Raw genomic sequence first — 13,735 nt, forward strand, 5'->3', positions numbered from 1 at the left:
CGCAGGACGTCCAGGAGGACCAGTTCGCGCCAGGCCAGACGAATGCCGGGCAGCAGGTAGCCGGGCTTGCCTCAGCCAGCGGCTATGGCAAGGACCCGGACCCGGAAGCCGGTCCAGACGGGAACCACCCAGTGTAAAACCTGGTTGGGCCAACAGCGACGGCGACACCCGGCACCTGCGGGACTGCCGCCGTCGTTAGTCTGCGCACCGGCGCAGCCAACCCGCCGCGGTGGGGCTAAGAGTGCGTTCCGGCCAGCGCCCCCGCGGACTCTTCGGCCACCGCTGCCCCACCCCGATGCGGCTCGAAGCGGACGAACATTGCCTTGAAACCCGGCGTATTGGACACGCGGGCCACGTTTTCCTTGTGGACCAGTGCGTTGGCCTCCGGGAAGTACGCGGCGGCGCAGCCCCTGGCAGTTGGGTACGCCACCAGGCGGAACTTGTCCGCCCTGCGGTCCACGCCCTGGAAGGTGCTCACCACATCGACCAGTTCCCTGTCCTGGAAGCCCGATTCAGCGAGGTCCTCCGGGTGGATCAGGATCACGCGGCGGCCGTCGGAGATGCCGCGGTAGCGGTCGTCCAGGCCGTAGAACGTGGTGTTGTACTGGTCGTGGCTTCGGATGGTCTGCAGCACCAGGTGGCCCGGCGGCGGCGTCAGGTACTCAAGGGGGCTGACCGTGAACCGGCCGCGGCCGATGTCCGTGGCGAAGGAGCGGGTGTCGCGCGGCGGGTTGGGCAGCACGAACCCGTTCTTGGTGCGGACCCGGGCGTTAAAGTCCTCGAACCCCGGCAGGACGCGGGCGATGTGGTCGCGGATCACGTCGTAGTCCTCGGCCATGCCGCGCCAGTCCACGGAGTGGTCCGGGCCGAAGGTAGCCTCGGCCATCCGGGCCACGATCACGGGTTCGGCGAGCAGGTGCTCGGAGACCGGCGTGAGGCGTCCCTGGGTGGAGTGGACCACAGACATGGAGTCCTCCACGGACAGGAACTGGGCGCCCTTGGGGTGCTTGTCGTCCTTGTCCGTGCGGCCCAGCGTGGGCAGGATCAGCGAGGTGCGGCCGTGCACAATGTGGGAGCGGTTGGGCTTGGTGGAGATGTGCACGGTCAGCCCGATCCGCTGCATGCCCGCCTCCAACGCTTCAGTGTCAGAGCACGCCAGCGAGAAGTTGCCGCCCATGGACACGAAGACGTCCACCTCGTCGCGCTCGAACGCCTCCATCGACTCAACGGCGTCGTAGCCGTGGTGCCGCGGGGATGAGATGCCGAACTCGGAATCCAGTGCCGAGAGGAGCCATTCCTTCGGCTTTTCCCAGATGCCCATGGTCCGGTCGCCCTGGACGTTGGAGTGCCCGCGGACGGGGCAGGCGCCGGCGCCGGGTTTGCCGAAGTTGCCCTGGAGCAGCAGGACGTTGACCATCTCCTTGATGGTGTCCACCGAGTGCGGCTGCTGCGTCACGCCCAGCGCCCAGCAGAAGATCGAGGCCTTGGACGCCACCAGCATCCCCGCAACCTTCTCGATCTGCGCGCGGGAGAGGCCCGTGGCCTTCTCGGTCTCATCCCAGTCGAGGGTGCGGCGGGCGTCGCGGTAGGCGTCGAACCCGTCCGTCTGCGCGGCAATGAAGGAATGGTCGACGACGGTTCCCGGGTTTTGTTCCTCAGCCTCCAGGAGCAGGTGGCCCAGCGCCTGGAACAGCGCGAGGTCGCCGCCCACCTTGATCTGCAGGTATTCGTCGGCGAGCGGGGTGCCGCCGCCCACCACGCCCGAGATGGTCTGCGGGTCCTTGAAGTTGAACAGTCCGGCCTCGGGCAGCGGGTTCACGGCCACCACCTTGCCGCCCTTGTCCTTGCACTCCTTCAGCGCAGAGAGCATGCGCGGGTGGTTGGTGCCGGGGTTTTGACCGACGACAAAGATCAATTCGGAGTCGTGGATGTCGTCGAGGGACACGGTGCCCTTGCCGATGCCGATGGTCGGGTTCAGCGCCGATCCGGAGGACTCATGGCACATGTTGGAGCAGTCCGGCAGGTTGTTGGTGCCCAGGGCCCGAGCGAACAGCTGGTACAGGAACGCGGTCTCGTTCGCGGTGCGCCCGGAAGTGTAGAAAACGCTGCGGTCCGGGGTGGTCGCCCGGAGGTGCTCTCCGATCAGCTCGAAGGCGTCAGCCCAGGAGATCGGTGAATAGTGGGTATCACCCTCGCGGATCACCATCGGTTCACTGAGCCGGCCCTGGTTCCCCAGCCAGTACTCGGTCTTCCCTGAGAGTTCGGCAATGGAGTGGTTGGCCCAGAACTCCGCGCCCACGGTCCGCAAGGTGTTCTCCTCGGCCACGGCCTTGGCACCGTTCTCGCAGAACTCGGCAGTCTTGCGCTTCTTGTCCGACTCCGGCCACGCGCAGCCGGGGCAGTCGAACCCGCCGCGCTGGTTCAGCCGGAGCAGGGAATGTGCCGTGCGGGTCACGCCTGCCTGCGCCACCGCGCGCTCCAGTGCCACCATGACGGCCTTGACGCCGGCGGCCTCGGTCTTGGGCTTGTGGACTTCGAGGTTGTCCTCGTTGATGTCCGCGACGGGGGCAGGCTGTTTGCCGAACTTCATTGTTCCAACTTCCTCGCCGGCACCCGGGAACTCCCGTGACGGCTCAATTGTTCATTTGCAGTGGAGGCGCGCCGGAATCCCGGCGCGCCTCCAGGGCACTCGCTGCCGATTTCCGCTACTCCGGAACCTTCGCCAGCGTTTCCTGCTCCGCCGCGATGGTGGTGTCCCCGCCATGGCCGGTGCGGACCACGGTCTGAGCCGGAAGCGTCAGCAGGCGTTCGCGGATGGACTTCAGGATGGTGGGGTAGTCGCTGTAGGACCGGCCGGTGGCACCCGGGCCGCCATTGAACAGCGTGTCCCCGGTAAATACCGTTCCTTCGCTTTCGAGGTAGAAGCAGGTGGACCCCGGGGAGTGGCCGGGGGTGTGGATTGCCCGCAGGGTGGCGCTGCCCACCTCGAACACGTCCCCGTCGGAGTGGTAGCGGTCCGGCTTGGCGTCCGGGTAGACCTGCTCCCACAACACCAGGTCCTCCTCGTTCAGGATGATCGGGGCGCCCAGCGCGTCAGCGACTTCGCGGGCGGCACCGATGTGGTCGTTGTGCGCGTGGGTCAGCAGGATGGCCTTGACCTTCCGGCTGCGTACCTGGTTGATGATCTCGGCGGCATCGTGGGGCGCATCGATAATGACGCATTCCTCGTCGTTGCCCACGATCCAGACGTTGTTGTCCACGTCCCAGGTGCCGCCGTCGAGCGAGAACGTGCCCGAGGTGACCAGGTTCTCAATGGTGACGGCCATCAGACCCCCACCGGGCTGACTTCAACAACGGAACGCAGGACCTTGCCCTCGTGCATCTTGCCGAAGGCCTCCTCCACCTGGTCGATGGTGATGCGTTCGGAGACGAACGCGTCCAGGTCCAGGTTGCCCTGCTTGTAGTGGGACACCAGCATCGGGAAGTCCCGGGAGGGCAGGCAGTCCCCGTACCAGGAGGACTTCAGCGACCCACCACGGCCAAAGACATCCAGCAGCGGCAGCTCCAGCTGCATCTCCGGCGTCGGCACACCCACCAGGACCACGCGGCCGGCGAGGTCGCGGGCGTAGAACGCCTGCTTGTACGTTTCGGGACGGCCGACGGCGTCAATCACCACGTCAGCGCCGTTGCCTCCGGTGAGGGCCCGGATGGCCTCCACTGCGTCCTCCTGCTTGGAGTTCACGCCATGGGTGGCGCCGAGGGACTTGGCCATCCCGATCTTGTTGTCGTCGATGTCAACGGCGATGATCGTCGTCGCTCCCGCCAACTTCGCGCCGGCGATCGCGGCGATGCCCACACCGCCGCAGCCGATCACTGCCACGGATTCCCCGCGTTTGACCTCGCCGGTGTTGATCGCGGCGCCGATGCCGGCCATGATGCCGCAGCCCAGCAGGCCCACCGCGGCCGCGTCGACGTCGGGGTCCACCTTGGTGCACTGCCCGGCAGCCACCAGAGTCTTTTCCGCGAAGGCACCGATGCCCAGGGCGGGAGAGAGGACCGTGCCGTCCTCAAGCGTCATCTTCTGGGTGGCGTTGTGGGTGTTGAAGCAGTACTGCGGCTGGCCCTTGGCGCACGCCCGGCACTCGCCGCACACGGCGCGCCAGTTCAGGATGACCCGGTCACCCGGCGCCACGGACGTCACGTCCGGACCAACTGCAGAGACCACACCGGTGGCCTCATGGCCCAGCAGGTACGGGAAGTCATCGCCGATGCCGCCCTGCTTGTAGTGCAGGTCCGTGTGGCAGACACCGCAGGTCAGGATGTCCACCAGGGCCTCCCCCGGGCCCGGATCCGGCACCAGGATGGTCTCCAACGACACCGGAGCGTTCTTCTCCCGGACAACGACGGCTTGAACTTTATGGACCATGGTTCTTGTGTTCCTTTCCTGGATCCGGCCGGATCCGGTGAGTCGGCACCAAGTGCCAATCTAGCCGACATGCCACCTCCGGGGACCACGTCGTTGCCGCAAAGCTGGACGCGTCGAATTGCGCATGGCACAACTTGTTGCGCATAGTGCTCACAGCAGAATATGACACTGGCCACACTTTGTGTCAATAGATATATCAGTTACAGCCTGCGTGGCTATCAGGATCGAGTCCTGAATTCGGCGCGTGTCTCCAGGGACGGACGGCGACGGACCCGTTACACCCGCTGTTTCGTCCGGCAGTAGGCTGGATGTCATGGCTTTTCACGAAACCCCTGCCGAGCGGCGCGAAGTGACCGTCCGCCGCGCACCCAAGTACGTTCCTTTTTTGATTGTGGGTGCACTGGCAGGCATTATCGCCGCCGCAGTGGTGGCTTACGCGCTGCCCGGCGACGCAACCTTCGACCCCGGCGCCGTCTTCGGATTCTTCATGGTGATGTTTGCGGCTGGCGGCGCCCTGCTTGGCGCCCTGCTGGCGCTGGTCCTGGACCGCCGCAGCGTGAGGCGGCAGGAACGGGCCGTCGTGGAGGCCGTCCCGGACTCGGAACCGGACACCGATCCCCAGGGCTAGCCGGGTCACAATCTGAAGCGGGGGAAAGTCATACCCCATAACGTGCGATAATCGATCAGTGGCACGCGGCGATGGCAAACTTTCCCATGATCTTCTTCCCGGCGAAAAAGGACCCCAGGATGCCTGTGGCGTCTTTGGTGTTTGGGCACCTGGTGAAGAAGTAGCAAAACTTACCTATTACGGGCTGTATGCACTGCAGCACCGCGGTCAGGAGTCGGCTGGCATAGCCACCAGCGACGGCAAGCGGATCAACGTCTACAAGGACATGGGCCTCGTTTCCCAGGTCTTCGACGAGACCACGCTGAACACCCTGACCGGGCATCTGGCCGTGGGCCATTGCCGCTACTCCACCACCGGTGCCAGCCACTGGGCCAACGCGCAGCCCACCCTGGGCGCCACCTCCACCGGCACGGTGGCCCTGGCGCACAACGGCAACCTGACCAACACCGCCGAACTCAACGCCATGATCACGGAGCGCAACGGCGGGCAGCTCACCGGCGAAATGAAGCAGGGCAACACCTCGGACACCGCGCTGGTCACCGCCCTGCTGGAAGGTGAGCCGGGCAAAAGCCTGGAAGAGACCGCTACCGAGCTTCTCCCCAAGATCAAGGGCGGCTTCTGCTTCGTCTTCATGGACGAAGGCACCCTGTACGCAGCCCGCGACACCTACGGCATCCGCCCGCTGGTCCTGGGCCGCCTGGAACGCGGCTGGGTTGTCGCCTCCGAACAGTCCGCACTGGCCACCGTGGGTGCCAGCTTCATCCGCGAGATCGAGCCCGGCGAGTTCATCGCCATCGACGAAGAAGGCGTGCGTTCAAAGAAGTTTGCAGAGCCGACGCCGGCCGGTTGCGTTTTCGAGTACGTCTACCTCGCCCGTCCGGACGCCGCGATCGCCGGCCGTTCCGTCTACGAGTCCCGCGTGGAAATGGGCCGCCAGCTGGCCCGCGAAAACACCCACGAAGCGGACATCGTCATCCCCGTCCCGGAGTCGGGCACCCCTGCAGCCGTGGGTTACGCCGAGGAATCCGGTATTCCGTTCGCACACGGCTTCGTCAAGAACTCCTACGTTGGCCGCACCTTCATCCAGCCCTCGCAGACCCTCCGCCAGCTGGGCATCCGGCTCAAGCTCAACGCCCTTGAGTCCGTGATCCGCGGCAAGCGCGTGGTGGTGGTGGACGACTCGATCGTCCGCGGCAACACCCAGCGGGCCATCGTCCGGATGCTCCGGGAGGCCGGCGCCGCCGCCGTGCACGTCAAGATCTCCTCCCCGCCGGTGCAATGGCCCTGCTTCTACGGCATCGACTTCGCCTCCCGCGCCGAGCTGATCGCCAACGGCGCCACCATCGAAGAGATTTCGCAGGCCATCGGCGCCGACTCGCTGGCCTACATCTCCGAGGACGGCATGATCGGCGCCACCCGGCAGCCGCGCGAACGCCTGTGCACCGCCTGCTTCACCGGTAAGTACCCCATCAAGCTTCCGGACGCGGACAAACTGGGCAAGAACCTCCTGGAGCGCACCGACCTGGGCGGCCTCAAGCCCTCCCCCGCGGCCCTTCCCGGCGAAACGGCCGCCCTGGCCGTCGACGCCACCGAGGACCCGGCGGAAAAGGCCGGCGCCACGGGCTGCGATCCCGGCCCCGACTCCGAATTCGAGAACCTGCTGACCGAAGCCGACCTCGTGCCCGACGTACACGCCGCCACCAGCGCCGACAAGAAGGACTCCGTATGACCTCCGCCAGCCCTGCCGCAGACAACGCCGGCATCACCTACGCGTCCGCGGGCGTGGACGTCGAAGCCGGGGACCGCGCCGTCGAGCTCATGAAGGATGCCGTCAAGGCAACCCACAACTCCTCGGTGATCGGCGGGGTGGGCGGCTTCGCCGGCCTCTACGATGTCTCCCGGCTGCTGACCTACAAGAAGCCGCTGCTGGCCACCTCCACGGACGGCGTCGGCACCAAGGTCGCCATCGCCCAGGCCATGGACATCCACGACACCATCGGGTTCGACCTGGTGGGCATGGTGGTGGACGACATCGTGGTGGTGGGCGCGGAGCCCCTGTACATGACCGATTACATCGCCTGCGGCAAGGTGGTCCCCGAGCGCATCGCCGGCATCGTCCGCGGCATCGCCGCTGCCTGCTCCGTGGCCGGCACCGCCCTGGTGGGCGGCGAGACCGCCGAACACCCCGGCCTGCTGGGCGAACACGAATACGACGTCGCCGGTGCAGCCACCGGCGTCGTGGAAGCCGATGCGCTGCTGGGGCCGGACCGCGTCCGCGCCGGCGACGTCGTGATCGGCATGGCCTCCTCCGGCCTGCACTCCAACGGCTACTCCCTGGTCCGCCGCGTCATCAACCACGCCGGCTGGGCCCTGGACCGCCAGGTCTCCGAACTGGGCCGCACCCTGGGTGAGGAACTCCTGGAACCCACGCGCGTCTACGCGGCCGACTGCCTGGACCTGGCCCGTACCTTCCCGGTCAGCGCCGGCGCGGCCGTCCATGGGTTCAGCCACGTCACCGGTGGCGGCCTTGCCGCCAACCTGGCCCGCGTCCTCCCGCAGGGCCTGGTGGCCACGGTGGACCGTGCCACGTGGGAACTGCCCGCCATCTTCAAGCTGGTGTCCGAGCTGGGCAACGTTCCGCTGGCCGACCTGGAACGTACCCTGAACCTCGGCGTGGGCATGGTGGCCATCGTGTCCCCCGACGCCGCGGATGCCGCCGTCGCGCGCCTGAACGAACGGGGCCTGCCGTCCTGGATCATGGGCACGGTCACCGAGGACTCAGACTCCATCCTCAAGTCCGGACCTGACTACGTCCAGGGCGCCAAGGGTGTGGACGGCGGCGCTGTCCGCCTGGTCAACGCCTACGCCTAAAGCTTTCTTTGAGTGCTCCCCTCCACCGGCGGGGAGCACTTGGCGTTTAAGCGGCGGTCTGGATCAAGTTGAGGACGCCGCCCTGCGGGTCCCTGATGGTGGCGAGTGACCCGTCGGCGGGACGCTCGTCCGGCTCGACGAGGACCTCTCCCCCCGCTGCCTGGACGGCCGCTGCCGCCGCGGCAACGTCTGCCGTGCCGAAGTAGATCTGCCAGTCCGCTTCGTCGCCCTCATCGGCAGGGATGATCCCGGCCACCTCGTTGCCGTCGACGAGCAGCGTGCTGTAGCTGCCGCCGTCGTCCTGCGGGTACTCGGTGACCTCATGCCCAAAAAGCTGCTGGAAGAAGCCGACGGCGGCCTGGGGCTCGGGCGTGAAGAGTTCCGCCCAGGCCAGCGCGCCCGGCTCGTTGAATAATTGGCCGCCGTAGTGGCTTCCTGCCTGCCAAATGCCGGTGGTTCCGCCACCGGGAGGGGCAAGGAAGCCCAGAACACCGGTGTCGCCCACCGTCTCCGGCCCGAATTCGGCGGCCCCTCCTGCGTGGGCAGCCTGCTCCAGTACATCCGCAGCGTCTGCGGCGGCGAAGTAGACGTTCCACTTTGCGGAGGTGCCGGCCTGCAGTTGCAAGGGGCTTTGCGGTGCAATGGTGGCCACCAACCGGCCACGGACAAAGGCCTGCGCGTAGCTGCGGCCGTCCGGGGTGGGGAAGTCCTGGAACGTCCAGCCGAAGAGCCGCCCGTAGAAGTCCTTGGCAGCCGCAACATCCGGGGTCTGCAGATCCGCCCAGCAGGGCTCGCCGTGACGGTATCCCTCAACTAATGCCATGCAGGCAAGGCTACACGGACCCCTTGAGCAGCCAAGGGGTGAGGGGCACAATAACCCCTACACAACTGGGCTCAGGGATCAGCGGCATCATCAGGAGAACGTCGATCCGGAACGGGAGAACACATGGCCGGCATCGTAGACATCGAGGGACACCCCACATGGTTGGAGGACCGCGGCGGCAATGGCGCTCCACTGCTCCTGCTGCACGGCGGCCTCAGCAACAGTGATGCCCTTCTTGGCACTATTGGCGCCGGACTCGCGGAACACTACCGGCTCATCGCCTTCGACCGTCCCGGCCATGGATACACCGCCGACACCGATGCCGACTTCCACTACAGCGATATGGCGCGGGAGGCAGTCAGCGTCCTTGAGAAGGTGGCCGCCGGCCCCGCACACATCGTCGGCTGGAGCGACGGCGGCATCATTGCCCTCCTCGTGGCACTGGCGCGGCCGGACCTGGTGGCGAAAATGGTGGTCATCGGCACCAACTACCACGTGGACGGCATCCAGCCCTTGGACATGGACCCGGACTCGCCGGTGTTACAGGAGCTTGGCCGGGCCTACGCCGAGCGTTCTCCTGACGGACCCGGGCATTTTGAGGCGGTAGCCCGGAAAGGCATGCAGCTGATCAGCACCGAGCCTTCGCTCACTACGTCCCAGATCTCGCGGATCCAGCAGCCGGTACTGGTGGCGGTGGGGGACGACGACATTGTGACCCTGCCGCACACCATCTCCTTGTATGAGGCTTTGCCCAATGGGCAGCTGGCGGTGATTCCGGGGGCGTCCCATGGCCTGCCGCTCGAGCAGCCTGCCACGCTCACCAGCCTTATGCTCCCATTCCTGGCAGCCGAAGGTCCTCCCCGGACGCTCATGCCCGTCAGGCGCCGCGCGCATTAGCCGGGAACGGCAAAAGGTCCATTGGGGCACACCGGAAACAGGTGTGGCCCAACGGACCTTTTTTGACTGCGGTCAGCACCGATAGCGCTGCAGAAGAAGCAGCGAGGCGAAGATTATTGAGACCGGCGTGCACTGCCCAAAGAGGCAGCCGCTGCCGGCGACAACTAGCCGATGCGACGGTTGTCTACCTCGTCGTCATCGTCATCCAAATCATCCGCGTACTTATCCACATAAGCCGAATAGTCCGGTTCAACCGGCTCATTCGAGTAACGGCTCGTCGAACGACTGCCCGGACCCGTCAGCTCACGCTGAAGTGCCGAATAGTCAGTGTTCGGGGAGTAGTACTTAATGTCCCGAGCCTGCTTGGTAGCTTTTGCCTTTTGACGGCCGCGCCCCATGGCGTGACCCCCTTTTGTACTTGGACCGGAGGTGGTCACCTTGGCGATCGGTGAGGCCCCGGAATGTTTGGTCAATTTGTCGTACACCTAGATTACATGCTTTCGGCGGGCCCTGCTTGCCGCCTCATGGCCCGGACGCCCGCGTGGGGTAACATCACGCACCTGCGCCCGCGGGATTCCGGGATTTTTCTTCGGTAGAGTCACTTAAGAACTGCCGATTTTGTGTGGCCTTTGGCGAGCCGCGGTACCAAACCCAGGAGGATGCGCACCCGTGAACCACCAGGACATCCCGCCGAAACCAGCCTTGCCACCGCGGACCGGAAGCCTGCCAATAGTCAAGGGCGGGGACGCCGGTTCGGCGCCCGCTCCGGAGTCTGTGACCTGGTCCCAGCCACGCCAGGATCCCGGGCCGGAAAAGCGGGCCAACAGGAGGCCTGCGTTCTGGAAAGCGTTCCTCATCGTCGTCATCCTCGCCGTGGCCGGCTCGCTGGCATGGCTCGCCGTGTGGCTGAACTCCGCTCCCGGCACCGACACAGCGAAAAGCGCAGCGCCGGGCGTGCTGCAGACCGCCGTCACTCCGCCGGCCACTCCCCAGCCCCTGCCCCGCGACGGGGTTGCGCCCGCAGCCTACGCGGTAGGTGACTGCTTCAAGGACTTTGATCCGCAGGCCCTGGCGTCCACGGTGGTGCCGTGCGACTCGGGCCATTCGGCGCAGTTGGTGGCCACCCTCCACTACCCGGACAGCGCCAAGTATCCGGGGGCTGACCCGCTCAAGGCCAAGGCGCTGGAAGTTTGCCAGGCAGCGAAGCTCGGCCCGGCGGCCAAGCAGTTCCAGCTGAACTACCAGCGCAGCTTTCCCAGCAACACCAGCTGGGAGTCCGGGGACCGCAGGGTGGATTGCTACGTCACTGCCGACGGCGGCAACGTCATCAACGCGAGCGTGCTGCCCTGACGGCCAAACCGCCAGGGCAGCACTCCCCAGCCCTGCGGGCCGGCTAGTCCTTCCGCCGCACTGAGAGGCCGGAGCTCGGGGCACCCGTCAGTGCGTCCACGTTGCCCTCGGTGAGTTCGCCCAGGTCAGCGGCGGTGTCAACCACCACGGTGTCGCCGTCGCTGATCCCACCGGCAAGGATGGCCTTGGCCAGCCGGTCGCCGATCTCACGCTGCACCAGGCGCCGCAGTGGCCGGGCGCCGTAGGCGGGGTCGTAGCCGGACAATGCCAGCCACGCCTTGGCGCCGTCGGTGACTTCCAGGGTGAGACGCCGTTCGCGCAGCCGCCGCCCCAGCTCTTCCACGTGCAGCTCCACAATGTGGGCCAGTTCGTCCACCGTGAGAGCGTCGAACAGCACCACTTCGTCGAGCCGGTTGAGGAACTCCGGCTTGAAGGATGCGTTCACCGTGGCCATGACGGCGTTGCGCTTGGCCGTGGCGTCCAGGGACTGGTCCACCAGGAACTGGCTGCCCAGGTTGGAGGTCAGCACCAGGATCACGTTGCGGAAGTCCACGGTGCGGCCCTGCCCGTCGGTGAGGCGGCCGTCGTCGAGCACCTGCAGGAGGATGTCGAACACCTCGGGGTGCGCCTTCTCCACCTCGTCCAGCAGCACCACGGAGTACGGACGGCGGCGGACGGCCTCGGTCAGCTGGCCGCCTTCCTCGTAGCCCACGTATCCCGGAGGCGCCCCGACCAGCCGGGCGACGCTGTGCTTCTCGCCGTACTCGGACATGTCGATGCGCACCATGGCGCGTTCGTCGTCGAACAGGAAGTCCGCCAGCGCCTTGGCCAGCTCGGTCTTGCCGACGCCGGTGGGGCCCAGGAACAGGAAGGAGCCGGTGGGGCGGTTGGGGTCGCTGATGCCGGCCCGGGCACGGCGTACAGCGTCAGACACTGCCGTCACGGCCTTGGCCTGCCCGATCAGGCGCCGGCCCAGCTCCTCTTCCATGTGGAGCAGCTTCTGGCTTTCACCCTGCAGCATGCGGCCGGCCGGGATACCGGTCCAGGCGGAGATGACCTCGGCGATATCCTCCGCGGTGACTTCCTCCGCCACCATCTGCGCGGACTTGTCCGTCACGGCGGCCTCGGCCTCCGCGGCGGCGTTGACCTCGCGTTCAAGGGCCGGGATTTCCCCGTAGAGGATCCGGGACGCGGCCTCCAGGTCGCCCTCGCGCTGGGCCTTGTCAGCGGCGGAGCGCAGTTCGTCCAGCTTCGCCTTCAGGTCACCCACCCGGTTGAGGCCGGCCTTCTCCGCTTCCCAGCGGGCGTTCAGGGCCGAGAGCTCCTCTTCCTTGTCCGCCTTGTCGGCGCGCAGTGCCGCGAGCCGCTCCACGGATGCGGGATCGGATTCTCCGGACAGTGCCAGTTCCTCCATGGTGAGCCGGTCCACCTGGCGCCGCAGCTGGTCGATCTCCTCCGGAGCGGAGTCGATTTCCATGCGGAGGCGGGACGCTGCCTCGTCCACGAGGTCGATGGCCTTGTCCGGAAGTTGGCGCCCCGTGATGTACCGGTTGGACAGCGTGGCGGCGGCTACCAGGGCTGAATCGGCGATGGAGACCTTGTGGTGCGCCTCGTAGCGCTCCTTGAGGCCGCGGAGGATGCCGATGGTGTCCTCCACGCTGGGCTCGCCCACGTACACCTGCTGGAAGCGGCGTTCCAGGGCTGCGTCCTTTTCGATGTTTTCGCGGTACTCATCCAGGGTGGTGGCCCCGATCAGGCGGAGTTCGCCGCGGGCCAGCATGGGCTTGAGCATGTTGCCGGCGTCCATGGAGGAATCACCGGTGGCGCCTGCACCCACCACGGTGTGAATCTCGTCGATGAACGTGACCACCTGCCCCTCGGAGCCCTTGATCTCCTCGAGGACCGCCTTCAGCCGTTCCTCGAACTCGCCGCGGTATTTGGCGCCGGCCACCATGGACCCAAGGTCCAGGGAGATGAGCGTCTTGCCGCGCAGGCTTTCCGGGACGTCGCCTGCCACCATCCGCTGGGCCAGGCCTTCGACGACGGCGGTCTTGCCCACGCCGGGCTCGCCGATCAGCACCGGATTGTTCTTGGTGCGCCGGGACAGCACCTGCACCACGCGGCGGATTTCGGAGTCGCGCCCGATCACGGGGTCCAGCTTGCCGGCGCGGGCCATGGCAGTAAGGTCCGTGCCGTACTTCTCCAGGGCCTGGAACGTGTTTTCAGGGTCCGGGCTGTCCACCTTGCGGTCGCCGCGGACCCCGGGGAGGGCAGCGAGCAGAGCCTCCCGTGAGGCACCGGCTTCACGCAGCAGGCGCGCAGCAGCATCATTGCCGGCGGAGAGGCCCACCAGGAGCACCTCGGTGGACACAAAGGAATCGCCCAGCCGGTCCGCTTCCTCCTTGGCGTGCTGGATGGCCTGCAGGGCGGGGCGGGACAGCTGCGCCTGCTGGCTGGAGCCGCCGGAAGTGGCGGGCAGGGCCTTGATGGCGCTGCTGGCCTGGACGCTGACGGCATCCGGGTCCGTGCCCGTGGCCTTGAGGAGTGCGACCGCCACACCCTCCCGCTGGTCCATCAGCGCTTTGAGGAGGTGGGCCGGTTCCACCTGGGGATTGCCGGCCGTCGAGGCGTTCATTGCCGCCGCGGAAAGAGCCTCCTGGCTCTTGGTGGTGAATTTGACGTCCAAAGAGAGCTCCTTTCGGGGGCTTGTTGACTAAGTTGAGTGTACTACGCTCAACTT

The 13,735-nt window shown here is 66.6% G+C and carries 11 protein-coding genes; 5 read left to right on the forward strand and 6 right to left on the reverse strand.

All coding sequences use genetic code 11. The annotated features are described in order from the left end of the window. Positions 1-235 precede the first annotated feature (235 nt). From LDO22_RS11630 to LDO22_RS11640, 3 genes are all read right to left on the reverse strand, one after another. Positions 236-2,590, reverse strand: a complete 2,355-nt coding sequence (locus LDO22_RS11630) for an FdhF/YdeP family oxidoreductase (RefSeq protein WP_224023273.1) — start codon at positions 2,588-2,590, stop codon at positions 236-238. 115 nt (positions 2,591-2,705) lie between these two features. Beyond that, positions 2,706-3,326: an MBL fold metallo-hydrolase gene (locus tag LDO22_RS11635; RefSeq protein WP_224023275.1), complete on the reverse strand. Its 621-nt coding sequence runs from the start codon at positions 3,324-3,326 to the stop codon at positions 2,706-2,708. Further along, a complete protein-coding gene (locus tag LDO22_RS11640) occupies positions 3,326-4,426 on the reverse strand; it encodes an S-(hydroxymethyl)mycothiol dehydrogenase (RefSeq protein ID WP_159629839.1) in 1,101 nt (366 codons plus the stop codon). The genes LDO22_RS11635 and LDO22_RS11640 overlap by 1 nt, the downstream gene beginning before the upstream one ends. A gap of 313 nt (positions 4,427-4,739) precedes the next feature. Between LDO22_RS11640 and LDO22_RS11645 the strand changes: the two genes are divergently transcribed. The 3 genes from LDO22_RS11645 to purM are packed head-to-tail and all read left to right on the forward strand — an operon-like array spanning position 4,740 to position 7,925. After that, positions 4,740-5,054, forward strand: a complete 315-nt coding sequence (locus LDO22_RS11645) for a hypothetical protein (protein WP_159629837.1) — start codon at positions 4,740-4,742, stop codon at positions 5,052-5,054. 58 nt (positions 5,055-5,112) lie between these two features. Continuing rightward, a complete protein-coding gene (gene purF, locus LDO22_RS11650; protein ID WP_159629835.1) occupies positions 5,113-6,783 on the forward strand; it encodes an amidophosphoribosyltransferase in 1,671 nt (556 codons plus the stop codon). Next, positions 6,780-7,925, forward strand: coding sequence for a phosphoribosylformylglycinamidine cyclo-ligase (gene purM, locus LDO22_RS11655; protein ID WP_159629833.1), 1,146 nt, complete (start codon positions 6,780-6,782; stop codon positions 7,923-7,925). Before purF ends, purM begins: the two co-directional genes overlap by 4 nt. 46 nt (positions 7,926-7,971) lie before the next feature. Here the strand turns inward: purM and LDO22_RS11660 are convergent, their stop codons facing one another. Then, positions 7,972-8,748, reverse strand: a complete 777-nt coding sequence (locus tag LDO22_RS11660) for a VOC family protein (RefSeq protein WP_224023277.1) — start codon at positions 8,746-8,748, stop codon at positions 7,972-7,974. A 123-nt stretch (positions 8,749-8,871) separates the two neighbouring features. On the opposite strand from LDO22_RS11660, the gene LDO22_RS11665 reads away from it, so the two are divergent. Next, the gene (locus tag LDO22_RS11665; RefSeq protein WP_224023279.1) at positions 8,872-9,645 is read left to right on the forward strand and encodes an alpha/beta hydrolase; all 774 of its coding nucleotides are present in this window, start codon (positions 8,872-8,874) and stop codon (positions 9,643-9,645) included. 164 nt (positions 9,646-9,809) lie between these two features. Here the strand turns inward: LDO22_RS11665 and LDO22_RS11670 are convergent, their stop codons facing one another. Then, positions 9,810-10,043 (reverse strand): DUF3073 domain-containing protein, encoded by a 234-nt coding sequence (locus LDO22_RS11670; RefSeq protein WP_159635036.1) that lies wholly within the window; start codon positions 10,041-10,043, stop codon positions 9,810-9,812. A 271-nt stretch (positions 10,044-10,314) separates the two neighbouring features. Here LDO22_RS11670 and LDO22_RS11675 point away from each other — a divergent pair, with 271 nt between their 5' ends. After that, entirely contained in the window at positions 10,315-10,995 is a 681-nt protein-coding gene (locus LDO22_RS11675) for a septum formation family protein (protein WP_224023282.1), read from the forward strand. 43 nt (positions 10,996-11,038) lie between these two features. Here LDO22_RS11675 and clpB read toward each other — a convergent pair whose 3' ends face one another. After that, on the reverse strand, positions 11,039-13,681 hold the full coding sequence (gene clpB / locus LDO22_RS11680) for an ATP-dependent chaperone ClpB (RefSeq protein ID WP_224023284.1): 2,643 nt from the start codon (positions 13,679-13,681) through the stop codon (positions 11,039-11,041). Between the last annotated feature and the right edge of the window lie 54 nt (positions 13,682-13,735).

The sequence above is a fragment of the Arthrobacter sp. NicSoilC5 genome, from assembly GCF_019977395.1.
GTDB lineage: Bacteria > Actinomycetota > Actinomycetes > Actinomycetales > Micrococcaceae > Arthrobacter.